This is a genomic window from Arthrobacter sp. Y3221157 (assembly GCF_059089865.1).
In genome coordinates, this window is the sequence record NZ_JBNHFD010000031.1 from 20,383 (window position 1) to 38,032 (window position 17,650).

General features: G+C 66.5%; 19 protein-coding genes and 2 pseudogenes. 9 read left to right on the plus strand and 12 right to left on the minus strand.

Annotation, left to right across the window (positions count from 1 at the left end):
• Position 1 precedes the first annotated feature (1 nt).
• Positions 2 to 1,257, plus strand: a pseudogene (locus AC5RTT_RS10255) (low temperature requirement protein A).
• On the opposite strand, the gene AC5RTT_RS10260 reads toward AC5RTT_RS10255, so the two are convergent.
• Both AC5RTT_RS10260 and gluQRS read right to left on the minus strand, forming a co-directional pair.
• Positions 1,238 to 1,885, minus strand: coding sequence for an HD domain-containing protein (locus AC5RTT_RS10260; RefSeq protein ID WP_494145100.1), 648 nt, complete (start codon positions 1,883 to 1,885; stop codon positions 1,238 to 1,240). The pseudogene AC5RTT_RS10255 and the gene AC5RTT_RS10260 sit on opposite strands and share 20 nt — an antisense overlap.
• A 9-nt stretch (positions 1,886 to 1,894) precedes the next feature.
• A complete protein-coding gene (gluQRS, locus tag AC5RTT_RS10265; protein WP_494145101.1) occupies positions 1,895 to 2,776 on the minus strand; it encodes a tRNA glutamyl-Q(34) synthetase GluQRS in 882 nt (293 codons plus the stop codon).
• Positions 2,777 to 3,102: 326 nt separating this feature from the next.
• Between gluQRS and AC5RTT_RS10270 the strand changes: the two genes are divergently transcribed.
• The 3 genes and pseudogenes from AC5RTT_RS10270 to AC5RTT_RS10280 all read left to right on the plus strand — a co-directional run.
• Positions 3,103 to 3,564: an Lrp/AsnC family transcriptional regulator gene (locus tag AC5RTT_RS10270; protein WP_494145102.1), complete on the plus strand. Its 462-nt coding sequence runs from the start codon at positions 3,103 to 3,105 to the stop codon at positions 3,562 to 3,564.
• A 208-nt stretch (positions 3,565 to 3,772) separates the two neighbouring features.
• A complete protein-coding gene (locus AC5RTT_RS10275; protein WP_494145116.1) occupies positions 3,773 to 3,970 on the plus strand; it encodes a hypothetical protein in 198 nt (65 codons plus the stop codon).
• Positions 3,912 to 4,223: pseudogene (locus tag AC5RTT_RS10280) on the plus strand (hypothetical protein); the annotation flags it as partial. The gene AC5RTT_RS10275 and the pseudogene AC5RTT_RS10280, both read left to right, overlap by 59 nt.
• A 10-nt stretch (positions 4,224 to 4,233) precedes the next feature.
• Here AC5RTT_RS10280 and AC5RTT_RS10285 read toward each other — a convergent pair.
• Positions 4,234 to 4,689 (minus strand): Lrp/AsnC family transcriptional regulator, encoded by a 456-nt coding sequence (locus tag AC5RTT_RS10285; RefSeq protein WP_494145103.1) that lies wholly within the window; start codon positions 4,687 to 4,689, stop codon positions 4,234 to 4,236.
• Between the two features lie 106 nt (positions 4,690 to 4,795).
• On the opposite strand from AC5RTT_RS10285, the gene AC5RTT_RS10290 reads away from it, so the two are divergent.
• The gene (locus AC5RTT_RS10290; RefSeq protein ID WP_494145104.1) at positions 4,796 to 5,452 is read left to right on the plus strand and encodes a LysE family translocator; all 657 of its coding nucleotides are present in this window, start codon (positions 4,796 to 4,798) and stop codon (positions 5,450 to 5,452) included.
• On the opposite strand, the gene AC5RTT_RS10295 is transcribed toward AC5RTT_RS10290, so the two are convergent.
• Positions 5,439 to 6,416 carry a hypothetical protein gene (locus AC5RTT_RS10295; RefSeq protein WP_494145105.1) on the minus strand — a complete coding sequence of 326 codons (978 nt, stop codon included), beginning with the start codon at positions 6,414 to 6,416 and terminating at the stop codon, positions 5,439 to 5,441. The genes AC5RTT_RS10290 and AC5RTT_RS10295 overlap by 14 nt on opposite strands.
• Before the next feature lie 113 nt (positions 6,417 to 6,529).
• Between AC5RTT_RS10295 and AC5RTT_RS10300 the strand changes: the two genes are divergently transcribed.
• Entirely contained in the window at positions 6,530 to 6,736 is a 207-nt protein-coding gene (locus tag AC5RTT_RS10300) for a hypothetical protein (RefSeq protein ID WP_494145106.1), read from the plus strand.
• 10 nt (positions 6,737 to 6,746) lie between these two features.
• On the opposite strand, the gene AC5RTT_RS10305 is transcribed toward AC5RTT_RS10300, so the two are convergent.
• The 5 genes from AC5RTT_RS10305 to AC5RTT_RS10325 form a co-directional block, all read right to left on the minus strand.
• Positions 6,747 to 7,121, minus strand: a complete 375-nt coding sequence (locus tag AC5RTT_RS10305) for a nuclear transport factor 2 family protein (protein ID WP_494011542.1) — start codon at positions 7,119 to 7,121, stop codon at positions 6,747 to 6,749.
• Positions 7,122 to 7,161: 40 nt separating this feature from the next.
• Positions 7,162 to 7,665 carry a DUF456 domain-containing protein gene (locus tag AC5RTT_RS10310; RefSeq protein ID WP_494145107.1) on the minus strand — a complete coding sequence of 168 codons (504 nt, stop codon included), beginning with the start codon at positions 7,663 to 7,665 and terminating at the stop codon, positions 7,162 to 7,164.
• Positions 7,666 to 7,757: 92 nt separating this feature from the next.
• Positions 7,758 to 8,957, minus strand: a complete 1,200-nt coding sequence (locus AC5RTT_RS10315) for an NAD(P)-dependent malic enzyme (RefSeq protein WP_494145108.1) — start codon at positions 8,955 to 8,957, stop codon at positions 7,758 to 7,760.
• A 291-nt stretch (positions 8,958 to 9,248) separates the two neighbouring features.
• Entirely contained in the window at positions 9,249 to 9,857 is a 609-nt protein-coding gene (locus AC5RTT_RS10320; RefSeq protein ID WP_494011539.1) for a TetR/AcrR family transcriptional regulator, read from the minus strand.
• A gap of 140 nt (positions 9,858 to 9,997) precedes the next feature.
• Positions 9,998 to 11,284 carry an MFS transporter gene (locus AC5RTT_RS10325; protein WP_494145109.1) on the minus strand — a complete coding sequence of 429 codons (1,287 nt, stop codon included), beginning with the start codon at positions 11,282 to 11,284 and terminating at the stop codon, positions 9,998 to 10,000.
• Between the two features lie 116 nt (positions 11,285 to 11,400).
• Here AC5RTT_RS10325 and rraA point away from each other — a divergent pair, with 116 nt between their 5' ends.
• From rraA to AC5RTT_RS10340, 3 genes are all read left to right on the plus strand, one after another.
• Positions 11,401 to 11,898 (plus strand): ribonuclease E activity regulator RraA, encoded by a 498-nt coding sequence (gene rraA / locus AC5RTT_RS10330; protein WP_494145110.1) that lies wholly within the window; start codon positions 11,401 to 11,403, stop codon positions 11,896 to 11,898.
• Positions 11,899 to 11,994: 96 nt separating this feature from the next.
• On the plus strand, positions 11,995 to 13,653 hold the full coding sequence (locus AC5RTT_RS10335) for an MDR family MFS transporter (protein WP_494145111.1): 1,659 nt from the start codon (positions 11,995 to 11,997) through the stop codon (positions 13,651 to 13,653).
• 203 nt (positions 13,654 to 13,856) lie between these two features.
• Positions 13,857 to 15,296 (plus strand): sugar porter family MFS transporter, encoded by a 1,440-nt coding sequence (locus AC5RTT_RS10340; RefSeq protein WP_494145112.1) that lies wholly within the window; start codon positions 13,857 to 13,859, stop codon positions 15,294 to 15,296.
• Positions 15,297 to 15,319: 23 nt separating this feature from the next.
• Here the strand turns inward: AC5RTT_RS10340 and AC5RTT_RS10345 are convergent, their stop codons facing one another.
• The 3 genes from AC5RTT_RS10345 to AC5RTT_RS10355 all read right to left on the minus strand — a co-directional run.
• Positions 15,320 to 15,841 (minus strand): GNAT family N-acetyltransferase, encoded by a 522-nt coding sequence (locus AC5RTT_RS10345; RefSeq protein ID WP_494145113.1) that lies wholly within the window; start codon positions 15,839 to 15,841, stop codon positions 15,320 to 15,322.
• Between the two features lie 208 nt (positions 15,842 to 16,049).
• Positions 16,050 to 17,213, minus strand: a complete 1,164-nt coding sequence (locus tag AC5RTT_RS10350) for a mannitol-1-phosphate 5-dehydrogenase (RefSeq protein WP_494145114.1) — start codon at positions 17,211 to 17,213, stop codon at positions 16,050 to 16,052.
• Positions 17,213 to 17,650: PTS mannitol transporter subunit IIA (locus tag AC5RTT_RS10355; protein ID WP_494145115.1), on the minus strand; the 438-nt coding region annotated here is incomplete at its 5' end. The genes AC5RTT_RS10355 and AC5RTT_RS10350, both read right to left, overlap by 1 nt.

The following is a 17,650-nucleotide window of genomic DNA, read 5'->3' on the forward strand; positions in this document are numbered from 1 at the left end:
CATGTCCTCAAACCCTCTCCGGCATGCCTTCGCGCGCATGGGTGGCCGCGATCCGCACGAAAAACATCGGCCGCGACGCCCCTGGAGCTCTTCTTCGACCTGACTTTTGTCATCGCCTTCGGGGTGGCGGGCAGCCAATTCGCCCACGAGATTGCCGAGGCCCACTTTGTGGAGGGCCTCATGGGGTTCTCCTTCGCGATGTTTGCGGTGATCTGGGCCTGGATCAATTTCACCTGGTTCGCCAGCGCCTACGACACAGACGACTGGGTGTTCCGGGTGGTCACCATGGTCCAGATCGTCGGGGTGCTGATCCTCACGATGGGGATCGAGCCGATGTTCCACTCCATTGTGGAGGGACGGCACGTGGAAAACCGGGTGATCGTGGCCGGCTACGTGATCATGCGGCTTGCCCTTGTAACGCAGTGGATCCGGGCGTCCCGCCAGGATCCTGCGCGCCGCCAGACGTGCCTGCGCTATGCCAAATACCTGGCTCTCGTACAGCTCGGCTGGATTGCCGTGCTCATCGCGGACACCGATGTGGCCATAACATTCCTCCTGGTCATCCCCCTGATCGCGTTGGAGATGGGCACTCCCTATGCCGCGGAACGCGATGACAGGACCCCATGGCATGCACACCATATCGCCGAGCGGTATGGCCTGCTGGCCATTATCGCCCTGGGTGAGTGCCTGATCGGGGCGATCGAAACCCTGCGGGCCATCGTGGCGAACCACGGCTGGAGCGTGGACGCGGCGCTGGTGGGCTTTGGCGGTACGGCCCTGGCTTTCGGGATGTGGTGGGTGTATTTCATGCTTCCGGCCGGACGGGCCCTGCACCTGCAGCGGCACCGCTCGTTCCTCTTCGGCTACGGGCACATTCCGCTCTTCGCGGCTATCGCGGCCACCGGCGCCGGGCTCCACGTGGCCGCCTACTACATCGACCACGAGGCACACATCAGTGCCGCAGCGGCCGTCGCCTCCATTGCCGTGCCGGTTGCCGTCTTCAAACTCACGCTGACGTGGCTGTACAGCGCCATGATGGGCCCGGACCGGACGGTGATTGCCGTTGCAGCCGGAATCATGGTGGTCCTGGCCGGGGCCGTTGGCATGGGGGCTTTGGGGGCCTCGGTCCCGGCGTGCATGCTGGTCATTGTGCTGGGGCTGGCGGCGTCCATTGTCATCGATGAGCGCCGCGGAACAGAGCGGCTGCACCATGCGATGCAAAGGCTGGAAGCAGGAACTACCGCTCCTCAGCCCTAGCGTCAGCCGACGCCGCTCCGGCGTCCGCTTCACCGTAGGAGAGATTCTCGTAGTCGGTGGTGTCTTCCTCGTCCAGGCGGTCGTCCAGCTCCTCCAGCAGCCACGGATTCACCCGGGCCAGGATCTTGCGGACCTCCTCCACCTCGACGGCGGCGTAAAGCACGGGCCGGGCGTCGCGGTATTTGGTGACCGGCGGTTTGTCCGGCCATTTTTCAGCAAGAGCCTTGACCCTCTCCGGCAAGGAGTTGTGGGCGTTGTCCGCAATCTTGACCAGGGCGGCGTCGTGGTCCTGGGCGATCTCGCGAATCCCGGCCTGGTAATCGTCCGGGTTGCTGTGGAGCCGGTTGGTGACCCGCTCAATGATCTCCACGGCGCGCTCGGAGACGCCCATCTCCAGCAAGGCCTGCCGGGTGATCGGAGTGTCCTCGGCGATATCGTGCAGGTATCCCGCGATCCGGATATCGTCGTCGAAGTCCGCCAGGGCGTCGCCCACAGCCAGGACGTGTTCCCGGTAAGGCCTCTTCAACTTGTCCTTCTGCCGGTTGTGGGCCACCTCGGCCAGGACCTTGGCAGTCTCTACGGTGAACCTGGGGGCCGGACTGTGGTCCGGAAAATGGTCATCTAACATGCCCCAAGCCTACGGGCCGCTCCAGATCCAGGGGTCCCGCGGCAGTGCGGCCGGATTGAACGCTGCCAGCGCGTGTTCAAGGGTGCCGGCGGGAAGATTCAGGGAGGCGAGCAGGCGGTCCCGCACGGCATCAGCGGTAACGCCCGCCCCGGCAAGGTCGGCAAGCGTGACCGCCCCGTCCCGCTTTGCCAGCCGGGCGCCGTCGGAGTTAACCACCAGCGGGACATGGGCATATTCCGGTAGCGGAATATGCAGAAGGGATGCCAAATAGGCCTGCCGGGGGGTGGAGGGAAGCAGATCGTCGCCACGTACCACCTGGTCCACGCCCTGGGCCGCATCGTCCACCACCACGGCCAAGTTGTAAGCCACCACGCCGTCGTTCCGGCGCAGGACAAAGTCGTCCACCACGCCGGTAAATCCACCATGCAGGATGTCGTGGATAGTGAACTCCTGGACCGCAGACCGCAGGCGGATTGCCGCAGGACGGATGGAACGCTTGAACTCCAGCTCAGCGGGGTCCAGGTTCCGGCAGGTGCCAGGGTAGGCGCCCTGCGGGGCGTGCGGGGCCGACGGCGCCTCCTGGATTTCCCGCCGGGTGCAGAAGCACTCGTAGGTCAGCCCGGCATCGCCGAGCCGCCGGATGGCATTGTCGTAGAGCCGGCCCCGGGCAGTCTGGCGGACCACGCCGCCGTCCCACGTCACGCCGATCGCTTCAAGGTCCCGCAACTGCACTGCCTCCGCGCCGGCCCGCGCTCGGTCCAGGTCCTCAACTCGGAGCCGGAAGCTCCGCCCTGTGGAGCGGGCGAACAGCCACGCCAGCATGGCGGTGCGCAGATTGCCCACATGAAGCTCACCGGAAGGACTAGGGGCGAAGCGGCCGGCTGAGGTCATGGATCCAGCCTATGCGGACAACACAAGAGCCCCTCAGCTACCGATTGCTACGGAAATCCGATGATCGGTGGCTCAGGGGCTCTTGCCGTGAAAAGTGCGGAATGACGATGCGTGAACAAGAGTCAATCAGCGGCAGCCTCCTTGCGGGAGGCGGTCTGCAGCGCCCGGGTGGTGTGCCGGAATGCCGTTGGCCTGCGGGGTCCGGCGGTGGCCGTTGCCCAGTTGCCAATATTTCAGCAGACACCCTACAGTTGGTGCAACCGGCACGGGTTGGACTGGTCAATCCGATCAATCTTTCCGCGCTTCGGAGACAGGAACTGATCAGATTGCAGGAACTGGACCCCACCGACAAGCGGATCCTTCGCGCCCTCGATGAGGACCCGCGCGTGCCCATCATGGTGCTCGCCCAGCGGTTGGGGCTAGCGCGCGGAACGGTGCAGACCCGGCTGGAACGCATGACAGCCTCCGGCGCGCTCCGTCCCAACAGCAGTAGAGTGCTGCCCGCCGCCCTGGGACGCGGAGTGGCAGCATCCGTCAGTGCCGAGCTGGACCAGAGCCACCTCAACGAGGCCATCGCGGCCCTGCGGGAAATCCCCGAGGTCCTCGAATGCCACGCCCCCGCCGGAGATACCGATCTGCTGATCAGGGTTGTGGCCACCAGCCCGGACGACCTTTACCGGGTTTCCGAGGAGATCCGGCTGTGCCCGGGCATTGTGCGGACCTCCACCAGCATGTTCCTCCGGGAAGTCATTCCCTACCGCACCACGGGGCTGCTCGCCGCAGACTGACCGCTGAACGCCCTCAGCCAGCAGTTGGGCAGCAGCATCGGCACCGGTCTGAGGAAAGGGCACGACGGCGAGCGGTTCCGGAGCGAGTGGACCTCGTCCCACGTGAAGCTGCTCAGGTCGGCCACAGCCGGGCTCGAATCGGCGTCGAAGGTGCTGCTCGCCAACGCCGACGAGCAGGAAAGGCCAGCACAGGAGGGGCCGGCGGCGGGTGAGGCGGCGACCCCGGCGGCCCGGGGACATGGGCATCGATCCTGCCGACTGGGACACCTCCAAGGGCACGGAACATAACTGGGAAACCATTGCAATGGTCTACGACTTTTACGGCCAGGCGTACCTGGCCAACCCGGACCACGGAGACGGACCGCATCCGTTTCAACACCACGGACACGCAGACGGACTTCAGTGAAGTGACCTACTTCCTCACCGCCGGTTCGCCGGAGGAGTACTTCGCCCTGATCCGGGACGGTGTAGAGCGGTACGGGATCTCCGAGGCCTCTGCAGAGGACGGGATCGGCAGCACGCAGGCAGACCCGGATTCAAGAAGCGACTTCTCCATTACGCCAGGCACGGCCACCGGACTGACGGTCAACTACGACTTGAGGTACGACGGCGGCAAGGACACCCAGGTGGTCATCGTGCACGTCCTGCCGGCGGGCTGAGGGACGGCCGCTATACAGGCGGGCCGGCGTTCGACTTCAGGTTCTTCATCACCAGCGTTGAGGTGAGTCGTTCGACCCCGGGCAGGGACGTCAGTTCGGCGTCGTAGAAGCGCTGGTACGCGGGCAGGTCCTCGGCAATGACCTTCAGCAGGTAATCCGGGGAGCCGAACAGCCGCTGCGCCTCCACGATGTTGGGATGGTCCGCCACCCGGTTCTCGAAAATCTCCATGGTGGGCCTGTCCACCTGCCGGAGCGTCACGAACACAATAGCCTCAAACCCCAGGCCCACCGCGGCGGGGTCGATGTCCGCCTTGTACCCCCGGATGATGCCTGACTTCTCCAGGTCGCGCAGCCGCCGGTGGCAGGGCGCCACCGTCAGGCCTACCTTGGCGGCGAGCGCGGTGGCAGTCATTCTGCCGTCCTCTTTCAGGTGGCGCAAAATATTCCTGTCAACAGCGTCAATCACGCAAGAATCATACTTTAGGGGCCGGGTGGCGGGCGAAAAGGAGAAAGCACTTACGGGCCCAAAATCCCTATCGTTTCTCCTGAGAGAACCGACAGGAGAAACACCCATGAATCCGGAGCTGTTCCTGGCCTTCATCCTGGTGGCGACCGCCCTGGCCTGCACTCCCGGAGTGGACTGGGCCTACATCATCACCGCGGGCCTGCGGCAGCGCAGCTTCGTTCCGGCGGTGGCCGGGCTCTGCGGCGGGTACGTCCTCCATACCGTCCTGCTGGTGGCGGGACTGGCGGCCCTGCTGGCCGGGATGCCGGGGGTCCTGGGATGGATCACCCTGGCTGGCGCCGCTTACCTCATGTGGCTGGGCGTCAGCACCCTGCGCTCGTGGCGCGGCGCCTCCTTCAGCGCGGCAGACGCCGTCGTCCGTCCTGCCGGAAGCCAGCTCCGCACCTTCCTCCAGGGCATGGGCACCAGCGGAATCAACCCGAAGGGGCTCCTCTTCTATGTGGCCCTGATTCCCCAGTTCGTCAGCGCCGAGGCCTCCTTTCCGGTGCCGGTGCAGTCCGGACTACTGGGCATGACCTTCGTGGCGCTGGCCGGCCTGGTGTACACCGCCGTCGCACTGCTTTCCCGGACGCTGCTGCAGAGCCGGCCCGGGGCAGCCCGTACCGTGACCCTGGCCAGTGGGGTCATCATGGTGCTGCTGGCTGTGGTCCTGCTGGGCGAACAGCTGGTGCCGCTGCTCGCCGCCGCATCTAGTCCCCGCTGAGCTTCTTCCAGTCCTGTTCCCAGATCCTGCGCATCTCCTCGTCCTTGCGGATGGGAATGGGTGCGGCGATCTCGCGCTGCGGCTCGGGATCCGGCCGGCGCCTGCCCCAGTCGCGCGGGTTCAGGGACCGGCGGCTGGACTCCAGGACCAGCAGTGCCCGGTCCGTCAGGGCATCGTTGCGCAGCACCATGTGCGTCTTGCGCCGGCGCAGGACCTCACCGATGGCCTCATGGGCGGCTCCATAACGGCCCTCCCGGCGCAGGGCGCGCGCCCGCACGAGGAGCAGCGCCGCGGAGAGGTCATCCACGTTCAGCAGTCCTTCCGTCCAGTCGATCACGGTCCGGCTGCGTCCCAGCGTCAGCGCCAGCGAGCAGCGCGCCAGGGCCATGGGGAGCGACGGCGGCAGGCCGGACAGTGCGTCCAGCGCCGCTTCCGTCCGGCCGGTTTCGCGCAGCGAGTGGGACAGGGCGAGGAACACGGATTCCTCGCTGAAGAGGACGGGTATCTCGACGCGCTCCGCAAGTTCGATCTGGGTAACGATCCTGGTGAGGTACGTGGACGAGTAGCGGTTCGCCTCCTCGTCGTTGCGGATGGTTAGCCCGCGGTGCAGGAGCTCGGAGGCGCGCAGGTAGCCGCCGTGCTTGTAGGCCAGCAGCCCGGCCATCAGGTAGCACAGGCCGGCCCAGCCGGGATAGGCGCGCGCCAGCGTGATCAGCCGTTCAGGCTCCCGGCTGGCGAAGACGGCCTCGTGGACGGCCTTGGCGGGCTTGGGCAGGAGGAGCTTCAGGCGGGGGACGTCGCCGTCGATGGACAGCAGGGCGGGGTTCCTGCCTCCCAGCACGCCGCTGAGCAGGCCTCCCACTCCCCCGGCCAGATCGTGGACGGGAGTACGGAGCTGCGGGCGCCCGAAAGGGGTAAGGTCCCGGCTGTCCCAGTAGATCGGTGCAGTGTCCCCGGCGGTCATCTTTCCATGCTATCCGGGACATTGCGTTCGGACTGGCCCTTGTCCCGCTTCCTGATTTGGGGAAAGGTAATAAGCATCCTTAGCAGTTGTGGACACCAGTAAAGGAGAATGCCATGCAGATCGACAAGTCCCAGATCCTTGAGTTCCTGCGGTCCCAGGGAGACCACGAAAAGGCAGACCGGGCGGACACGGAACTGCCGGGCCAGGTGGATACGGAGCAGCACTCGGACCTGCTGGCGAAGCTTGGCATCAACCCGGCTGACCTGCTGGGCAAGCTTCCCGGCGGGCTGGGGGACAAGCTCGGCGGCCTGGGACTGTAGCGGGCGCCGGTCAGGCCCGTTCCATGAACCACTCGGTGAAAGAGCTGGCGCGGCCGGTGCCGTCAAACCTGATCACCCACAGGTTGTCATAGGTGGGCCGGCCGCCCGAATAGGTGGTGAGCCCCTGGACGAAGGCGGTATTGCCGTCGGTTCCCAGCAGTTCCCAGCTGAACGTCCAGTCCCCCGGCTCGTCCCGGGCGGCCAGCCAGCGGTCCACGATGTCGTCCCGGCCCACCCAGGGGTCCGGGTCCGCGGGCCGGGTCTCGTACCGGGCGTCGGGTGTGAACAGCGCGCGGATGTCTTCGGGCAGGTTACTGCTCCAGGCCGCCTGGTACTTTTCCACCCACGCCTGGACCTGTTCCAGAGCTGAACTTGGCTCGATCATGCCTCCGTTTTACGCGGCAGAAATCCCGGCTGCAAGCTGTTCAGCCGCTGGTCGCTGCAATCCACACCCCGATGACCCAGGTGCTGGCCGCGAGGGACGCGAGCCCGAACTCGGCCAGCATGCCCAGCCCGGTGGCTTTGAGGGCGGCCCAGCTGGACGTGGCCGCCCGGCCGATGTTGCGGGTGCGGAGAAACTCGCTGATCAGCAGGCCCGCCGCGAAACCGACGAAAAGTCCCACCACAGGGATGATGAACATGCCCACCACCCCGGCAACCAGCGCGGCCACAATGCTGCGGCTCGGGATGGCATGCTCCTTCAGCTTCCGTCCGGTGAGGACGGCGCTGGCGCCCATGCCGGCGGCAACGAACACAATGGCAACCGCAAAGACCACCCAGCCCGCCATCCCCGCGCCGCCCCAGATGGCCCAGGCCAGGAGGCCCGCTCCGATCAGGATGCTGCCTGGAAGCACCGGGATAATGGTGCCGGCCACACCCACCAGGATTGCCAGGCCGCACAGGGCGGTCACCACGGTCTCGGAGTTCATGCACCCCAGTTTATGGCCGCTGCCCTTAACCCCCGACGGCGGTGCCTCCTGTCGCAAGGAGGCACCGCCGTCGTTACTTCACAAGGGAGGGGTTACCCTGCTGCCGCAGCGGCAGCAACGGCCGCGGTGACGGCGGGGGCAACCCGCGGATCCAGCGGGCTGGGGACAATGTAGTCCGCGGACAGGTCCTCGGCGGCAAGTTCGGCGATGGCCCGCGCTGCCGCCAGCTTCATGGCGGGGGTGATGCGGCGGGCGCCGGCATCCAGGGCACCCCGGAAGATGCCGGGGAAGGCCAGGACGTTGTTGATCTGGTTGGGGAAATCACTGCGCCCGGTGGCCACCACGGCGGCGTACTTGACGGCCACCTCCGGCAGCACCTCGGGATCCGGGTTGGAAAGGGCGAACACGATGGAGTCCTGGTTCATGAGCGCGAGGTGGTCCTCGTCCAGCTTCGAGGAAGAGACACCGATGAACACGTCGGCACCGGCGAGTGCCTCAGCCGGGCCGCCGGAGACGCCGCGCGGGTTGCTGCGGCCGGCGATATCGGCCTTCTTGCTGGTGGTGTCCGCGGCCAGGTCCGCGCGCTGGCTGTTGATGACGCCGCGGGAGTCCAGCAGGACGACATCGCTGGTGCCGGCAGCCAGCAGGATCTCGGCGACGGCGATACCGGCGGCACCCGCACCGGATACGACCACCTTGAGGCTTTCCAGGCTGCGGCCGGTCACCTTGGCGGCGTTGGTCAGCGCGGCGAGGGCCACCACGGCGGTGCCGTGCTGGTCGTCGTGCATGACGGGGCAGTCCAGTGCTTCGATGAGCTTTTCCTCGAGTTCGAAGCAGCGCGGGGCGGCGATGTCCTCAAGGTTGACGGCGCCGAAGCTGGGGCGGAGCCGGACCAGGGTTTCCACGATCTCATCAACATCGCTGGTGTTGAGGACCAGGGGGATGGAGTCCAGGTCGCCGAAGGTCTTGAACAGTGCGGACTTGCCCTCCATGACGGGCAGGGACGCGCTGGGGCCGATGTTGCCCAGGCCCAGGACAGCGGTGCCGTCGCTGACCACGACCACCAGGCGCTCGGCCCAGGTCAGAGTGCGGGCGAGTTCCGGCTGCTTGTGGATGGCACGGCTTACTTCGGCCACGCCGGGCGTGTAGGCGATGGACAGGTCCCGCTTGTTGGACAGCGGCGCCGTGGTGCCGATGGTCAGCTTGCCGCCCTGGTGGGCGCTGAAGATCTCATCCTCGGTCAGCGGGGTGGCAGCGGAATCGTCAATGGCTGTGATTGCGTCAATGGACACGTCGTTGTCTCCTGGTGCTCGCCGTGCGCACACGGCACATGGAAGCCCGGCGCCCGGGCGGGCGCAGGCAAAGGGAATGGTGCGACAGGAAACCCAGGGGTGGCGGGTCCGCGGGAGCGTGGGGATGTTTTGTTCCTCCCTGTTGCTCCGGTGACTACATGGTAGGCAGCGGTTTTCCGGGTTCCGCGACGATTTGACACGGCCCGCGCGCGCCAAAACGCTTGATCAAAAGAAGTTGTGACTCACGCCACGGGATAAAGGCGTACTTATTGGCTGATTGGTCTAGGCCGGTTACGCGCTTTGGGACAGTGTGAACCCGGCTTCGGCCCCCGGAGAGAGGCGGGCGCAGGCCTTTTTGAGGTCCTCTTCGGCTTCGAAGAGGGAAAGGCGCCGGTTCCGGACGGACTGGACCAGACCAGTGACAGTCAGGAGCAGGACGCGGGCAGCAACAGCGTCCGTGGCCGCAGCGCCCACCACCTTCTCGCCCAGCACGTCGATTTCCCGCAGCAGCGCGGTGGTGTCGCGGTCCGGAACGTAGATACCCCGGCTCAAGCACTGCTCCACGGCTGGCTGCATGACGCGCATATGGAAGATTTCCATTACCAGTCCCGGCAGGGCGCGGCCGCGGAACCGGGCAGACCCACTTCTGGTGCCGGCCTGCAATTCATCCAGCTGGTGCCGGTACAGGGCCAGCATCAGGTGGGTGGGGGACGGAAAATAGCGGTAGAGCGTGCCCAGCGGCACATCAGCCTTGGCTGCCACCTCCGCGAGTTCCACCGACTCCAGGCCCTTGCGGGCGAACGCGGCGGCGGACTCCAGGATGCGGGTATAGCGGAGCCGTTGGCGGGGAGCGGAGGGCCTGGCGGCCATGGGCGGATGGTCTGAAATGGTTTCGGGCATCAGCATTCCGGGGTTGTGATCCTGTAGTGCAGCAGCCGGGAGCGTCCCCATCCCGAATCCGCCTGCAGTCAGGGATCAACTATACGACACAGTTGTATGACGTTATTTGTCAGTGGCCTTACTACCCGGTCTTCCGCCGGTCAGGCCACGCTCTTGATCTTGACCACGAAGACAGCCCCCAGAAGGCCGATGATGGCTGCCGTGACGAAGAGTGTTGAGTAGCCGCCCCATCGGGTGACGGCCAGGAGTGCCAGGGTGGGCGCCACCACCTGGGGCAGCGAGTTGGCAACGTTGATCACGCCCATGTCCTTGCCGCGGTCCAGGGCCTGCGGCAGAACCTGGGTCAGCAGCGCGAAGTCCACGGCCAGGTACGCGCCGAAACCGACGCCGAGGACGGCTGCGCCGGCCAGTGCGCCCGGCCAGACCGGGAAGAACGCCATGATCAGGCCCGCCATGGCAATGATGGCGGAGGATCCGATAACGAATGGCTTCCGCCTGCCGACCCTGTCGCTCCAGGGACCGGCCACCACGGCGGTGACCATCACCATGACCGCGTAGATTCCCGTCAGGACCAGCACACCGGTGGCCGGGTCCTCGTGGCCGATGATGTCCCGCAGGAAGAAGAGCAGGTAGACGATGGTCAGCTGGTTGCCGACATTGACCAGGAAGCGGGTCAGCCACGCCCAGGCGAAATCCGGATACAGCCGGGGGCTGATCCAGAATCCCACAAGGAACTCCTTGATCCGGAACCGACGCAGCACCCCCTTGTGCAGGACGGGATCGTTCCGGTGGAAGAGGTACGGCAGCACGGACAGCAGCAGGGCGGCGGCGCACAGCCAGTAACCCACCATGAAGTTTCCGGAGACGACGGCGCCGAAGACCGCTCCGGTGAGGATGCCGAGGGTCTGGCCCATCGCCGCAAGTCCGCCCACTCCGCCCCGCTGGAGTACCGGGACGCGGTCCGGAACTGCCGCCGTGATGGCCGCGTAGGCGGCGTTGGCGCCCAGCTGGACCAGGCACCAGAAGAGCACCATCAGGGCAACAGTTGGGGACACGGACATGGCCAGCAGCGCGGCGGCTGCCAGCACTGCGCCCGCCAGCACCCAGGGGGCGCGGCGGCCAAAGCGGGAGGTGGTGCGGTCCGAGAGTGCGCCGAAGAGCGGATTCGCCACCAGTGACACCGCTGCACCGCAGGCCGTGACCAGCGAGAGGATGGCTTCCTTGCTGGGCGCATCGATGCTGATGGCCTGCTGCCCGATGAAGACGTTGATGGGGCCGAAGAATGCTGCGTTGATGCCGACGTTGACCAGCACCAGCCCGGTGACCCACCGGGCGGTGACCCTCTGTGTGGGCTCGGCGAGCGCCGCCGCCGGACCGCCAGGCCCGGCACCGCGCTCCAGTGGCGCGGGTGTATCGGACCTGTTCATGACTTGTTCCCCCGGGACGGATGGCTGACGACGGAATCAGACTATCGTGGGCAGCAACAGCGCCGCGTGCCGCCCCGGCGGCAGCCGGCAAACCCGCCACAAGACCAGGAGAACCGATGGCTCCAGCAGCAGAAGAACACTCAGTTTCCACCGTCAACACGGCGGACCTGTACGACGAGCGCGGTGACGAGCTGGCGTCCGTGGCACTGCAGTTCCAGTCCTTGGGCGGACGCTCCCACTTCAGCGGGCCCATCCGGACCATCCGCTGCTTCCAGGACAACGCCCTGGTTAAGTCCACCCTGGCCACGCCGGGCGACGGCAATGTGCTGGTAGTGGACGGCGGCGGTTCTTTGGGCACGGCCTTGATGGGGGACATGATCGCCGAAAGCGCCGTGGCGAACGGCTGGGCCGGCGTCGTGATTCACGGGGCCATCAGGGACCGTGAGGCCATCGCACAACTTCAGCTCGGGGTGAAGGCGCTGGGCAGCAACCCGAGGAAGAGCGCCAAAGCCGGCGCGGGCGAGGTGGACGTTGACGTGGTGGTGGACGGCGTGACTTTCCGGCCCGGCGCCATGGTGTGGTGCGATCCGGACGGCATCCTCGTGGAGCGTTAGCGAAGGAATCTCCAGCGTGGGGAATAACCGGCAGGCGTACGATAGTTACTGAAAGCAACTATCCCTGTCGGCCCTTTCCCCACCCTTGGAGTTTCCATGCCCAAAGCCCCCGCGGCGCGACCTGCCGGAGAAGCGCTGACGCAGCGCCAGATCGTGACCGTGATGGTGGGACTGATGCTGGGCATGTTCCTGGCCTCGCTGGACCAGACCATCGTGTCCACCAGCATCTACACCATCGCCAACGACCTGGACGGCCTGTCGCTGCAGGCCTGGGCAACCACTGCCTACCTCATCACGTCCACGGTCAGCACGCCGCTGTACGGCAAGCTGAGTGACATCTTTGGCCGGCGGCCCCTCTACCTCATTGCGATCGCCATCTTCCTGGTGGGCTCGCTGTACGCCGGCTCGGTCAACTCCATGACCGAGCTGGCCTTCGCCCGCGGCGTCCAGGGCCTGGGTGCGGGCGGCCTGCTGGCGCTGGCGCTGACCATCATCGGCGACATCGTCTCGCTCAAGGACCGGGCCAAGTACCAGGGCTACTTCATGAGCGTGTTCGGCATCTCGTCGGTGCTCGGCCCGGTGGTGGGCGGTGCCTTCGCCGGTTCCTCAAACATCCTGGGCTTTGACGGCTGGCGCTGGGTGTTCTTCATCAACCTGCCCATCGGCCTCGCGGCACTGGCCGTGGTGTTCCTGTTCCTGCACCTGCCGGCAAAGCACGCGAAGCAGAAGATCGACTATTGGGGCGCCGCCGCCATCACGCTGGCGATTGTGCCGCTGCTGCTCGTGGCCGAACAGGGGCGCAGCTGGGGCTGGACGTCCCTGAACTCGTTCCTCTGCTACGGACTCGGCGTCGCGGGCATCGCCTGGTTCCTGCTGGCCGAAAAGCGGGCCGGCGACTCCGCCCTGATCCCGCTGCGGCTTTTCCGGAACACCACCTTCGGGCTGTCCGCGCTGCTGAACTTCATCATCGGCATCGGCATGTTCGGTGCCATCGCCATGCTCCCGCTGTACCTGCAACTGGTGAAGGGGCTGACGCCCACCGAGGCGGGCCTGATGATGATCACCTTCACTGTGGGCATCCTGGCCGGGTCCATCACGGCCGGGCGGACCATTTCGGCGTCGGGAACCTACCGGATCTTCCCCGTCATGGGCACCGGCATCCTCACCGCGGCGGCCATGGTGATGGGCTTCTCGCTGGGCGCGGACACCGCCCTGTGGGTTCCGGGGATCATCGCGGTCTTCTTCGGCATGGGGCTCGGTTTCTGCATGCAGCCGCTCACGCTGGCCATGCAGACCTCGGTTCCGCCGCGGGACATGGGCGTGGGCACCTCATCCGCGGCTTTCTTCCGGTCCATGGGCGGCGCGGTGGGAACGGCCGTGTTCATCTCCCTCCTGTTCAGCCTGGCCGCCAGCCGGATCGCTGACAGCATGAAGTCAGCGATGGCCGATCCCGCCTACCTGGCCGTGCTGCAGGACCCAGCGGTCGCCGCGGACCCGGCCAACGCAAAGCTCTACGAGTTCTTTCGTGACGGCGCCTCCCACGAGTCCCTGAACGACACCAGCTGGCTGCACACCGCGAACAGCGTGCTGACCCGGCCCATCACCGAGGGCTTTGCCTACTCCATCGATGTGGTGATGTTCACCGCCGCTGCCCTCACGGGCATCGCGTTCCTGATCAGCTTCGCGCTCCCCAACAAGAAGCTCACCGACCAGAGGGCAGCCTCTCCGGAGGCGGCAGCTGCGGCAGCGCACTAACTGCCCCCGGCAGAAGGAGGACGACGACGACGACGGCGCGGCCCGCCGTCGTCGTCCTCCCTTTAAGGGCGCAGGCTGCCAAGTGGAACCTCGGCCGGTGACGTGCCACACTGTTTAGCGCGTGTGCGCCGGCCCTTCTTGCCGGTACCGCAGCCGACGATGTCCGCACCGCATTCCACCAGACCCCAAACCCAGGGAGAACCATGCCCACTGCCCAGGAGCAGACCACCGCCCGGATACCGCAGCGGGTGATCTGGCTGGCGCTTGCAGGGGCGGTGGGCGGATTCCTTTTCGGCTTCGACTCGTCCGTAGTGAACGGTGCTGTCGACGCCATGAAGGACGAATTCGCGCTGTCCGAGGCGGTGACCGGGTTTGCTGTCGCCATTGCCCTGCTGGGCTGTGCCGCCGGCGCCTACCTCGCCGGCAGGGTGGCAGACCGGTACGGCCGCATCCCCGCCATGAAGCTCGGCGCCCTGCTCTTCCTGGTCAGCGCCCTCGGCACCGGATTCGCGTTCAGTATCTGGGACCTGATCTTCTGGCGCCTGGTGGGCGGACTGGGCATCGGCCTGGCCTCCGTGATCGCCCCGGCCTACATTTCCGAGATCTCGCCGCGCAAGATCCGCGGCCGGCTCGCGTCGCTTCAGCAGCTGGCCATCACCACCGGCATCTTCGCCGCCCTGCTCTCCGATGCCTTGTTCGCCACCAGCGCCGGCGGCGCGGACCAGGCGTTCTGGCTGGGCATCGAGGCCTGGCGCTGGATGTTCCTGGCCGCGGCGCTGCCGGCCGTGGTCTACGGCTGGGTTGCCTACACGCTCCCGGAGTCCCCGCGTTTCCTGGTGTTCCTGGGCAAGGAGGACGAGGCCCGCAAGGTCTTTGACGCGATCGCTCCCGCAGAGGACACCGACCGGCACATCCGCGAGATCCGGGAAGCCATCGAGGAAGACAAGCTGGCCGGCCAGAAGGGCTCGCTCCGCGGCAGGGCGTTCGGGCTGCAGGCGGTGGTCTGGGTGGGCATCATCCTCTCCGTCCTGCAGCAGTTCGTGGGCATCAACGTGATCTTCTACTACTCCACGACTCTCTGGAAGGCCGTGGGCTTCCAGGAGAAGGACTCGCTGACTATCTCCGTGGCGACGTCCGTCACCAACATCCTGGTCACGCTGGTGGCCATTGCGCTGGTGGACCGGATCGGCCGCCGGCCCATCCTGCTGGCCGGTTCCGTGGGCATGGCCGTGTCCCTGGGCGCCATGGCGCTGGCCTTCGCCTCCGCTGTTGGCACGGGTTCCGAACTGACCCTTCCGGGAGCCTGGGGCCCGGTTGCCCTGGTGGCCGCGAACATGTTCGTAATCAGCTTCGGCGCCTCCTGGGGCCCGCTGGTATGGGTGCTCCTGGGCGAAATCTTCCCCTCCCGGATCCGTGCCCGCGCCCTGGGCCTGGCCGCGGCAGCCCAGTGGGTGGCCAACTTCGCCATCACCCTCAGCTTCCCCGTGATGGCTGCCGGTTCCCTGCCGTTGACGTACGCGATGTACGCGCTGTTCGCGGCGGCGTCGTTCTTCTTCGTGATGTTCAAAGTGCCGGAGACCAACGGGATGTCCTTGGAGCAGGCCGAGACGCTGTTCGTACCCAAGGGCTCCGTCAAGGCCTAGACGCCCGCTCACTTCCGGCGGCATTACAAAGCCAGCTTCATGCCTTCGTGGCTTGCCTCGAATCCCAGGCGCTCATAGAAACGGTGTGCGGCGGTCCGGGACTTGTGGGTGGTCAGCTGCACCAGCGCGCAATCCCGCCGCCGGGACTCGTCAATGGCCCAGCGCACCATGAGCTCTCCGATGCCCCGACCGCGCCAGCCGCCGGCCACCCGGACGCCTTCGATCTGCGAACGCCAGGCGCCCTGCCGGGATATGCCCGGGAGGTAGCTCAGCTGGAACGTGGCAATGACCGGACCGGCGGCTTCGCCGCGCGGCACCACGTCGCCCACCACCAGCAGGTGGGCCGGATCGCCGTCGATCGCTTCAAAGGCCCGCTCGTAGGGGGCCATGTCCCCGCCGGTTTCACGGGCCGCGCCCAGTGCGTCGTCAGCCAGCAGGCATACGACGGCGGGAAGGTCGGCACGGGTGGCGCGGCGGAGGCGGAAGGTGCCGCCGTCGACGTCGGCGGCCAGCAAAGGAGGCAGGGCATCAGGGGCGGAAGTCACCCGCACAGCCTTGCACAGGAGTGAGAGGGCGTCCGGCTCATACCCGCCAGAAGTGCGCCGGCGTCCGGCTTTTACCCGCCGAAGCTGAGAGAGGGTCCCTGTTTAGGCTGAAAGGTGGTGGAATCACAACGCACGACGCCGGCACTTGCGGAAGTGCCGGCGTCGTGCGTTGTGCAATACGTCAGGTGCTGCGGAAGCAGGAGCGGGGTCAGGCGGGCGTTCGCGCCACTTCCCCCTGCCGCTCCTCCACCAGGGTGGCGACGGCGCTGAACAGCGGGTGCCCGGGCTCCAGCCCCGTGATTTTCGCCGTGGCGTCCGCGGGGCTGTTCGCAGCCAGGATACCGGCCAGTTCCGTTGCCTCGGTGTCTGCCGGATCGTTGAAGCGCAGGGCAGCGGCGATAGCACCGAGCAGGGCTTCCGGGACCACACCGCGCTCCGCCAGTTCAGCGGCCGGGCCAATGAAGCGTTCATGCCGGCCGAGCTTCCGCAGCGGCGCACGGCCCACCCGGTTGACGGTGTCCGGCAGGTGCGGGTTGGAGAACCTGGCCAGAATCTTCTGGACGTAGGCCTCCTGCTCGTCGTTACTGAAGCCATGCTTGGTCACCAGCAGCTGCTTGGTCTCCTCCAGCACGGCACGGACGTCCTCTGCCACGTCCTGGTCGGCCATCGCATCGGAGATCTTTTCGATGCCTGCCTCGAACCCGAAATAGGCTGCTGAGGCGTGGCCCGTGTTCACCGTGAACAGCTTCCGCTCGATGTAGGGCGAGAGTTCGTCCACGAAGGTTGCCCCCGGGATGGACGGGGCGGCACCGGCGAAAGGCGTCCTGTCGATGACCCACTCGTAGAAGGTCTCCACTGTGACATCAAGGCCCTTGCCGGCTTCCTGGTTGGGAACGATACGGTCCACCGCTGTGTTCGCGAACACCGCATGCCCTTCCAGTGCCCCGTTGGCAGCCTCCGGACGGGAGGCCACCTCCCGGGCCAGGATGTCCGAGGCATTGATGGCGTTCTCGCAGGCCATGACCTGCAGCGGCGCCATCCCGTCTTCGCGTGCAGCGATGCCCTTGGCGATGACCGGCGCCACGAACTTCAGGATGTGCGGGCCCACGGCCGTGGTGACGAGATCGGCCGTGGAGATCTGCGCGACGAGTTCCGCTTCCTGCGTGTTCGAGTTCAGTGCGCGGAAGTTGTCCACGGTCCGGACGGCGGGGTTCTCCCCCACTTCGTGGACCTGGTAACTGTCCGCCTCCGCGAGCTGCGCGATGAGGGCATCAGCCACGTCCGCGAAGACCACCTCGTACCCTGCGTCATGCAGGAGCAGTCCAACAAAGCCGCGGCCGATGTTCCCGGCACCGAAATGTACAGCCTTCACTATGCGTTGACCTTTCCGAAGAGCTCCAGGACTTCGTCCACGGACCGGGCGGCTTCCAGTCGGGCCACCTGCTCCTTGTTGGTGAAGACCTTCGCGATGGAGGACAGGATGTGGAGGTGTTCGTTGTTGACGCCTGCGACGCCCACCACGAACTTCACCTGCTTGCCGTTCCAATCGATGCCCTCGGGGTAGCGGACCACGGACACCGCGGATTTGCGGATGTGGTCCTTCGCGGCGTTTGTGCCGTGCGGGATGGCCAGGAAGCTGCCCATGTAGGTGGAGACGGACGCCTCGCGCTCATGCATGGCCGCGATGTAGCCCTCATCCACGGCGCCGCGGGCCAGCAGCAGCCGGCCGGCTTCGTCGATGGCGGCGTCCCGCGTGGTGGCCGAGCCGTCCAGCACCACGCTTTCGCGGGCCAGGATCTCGCCGGCGCC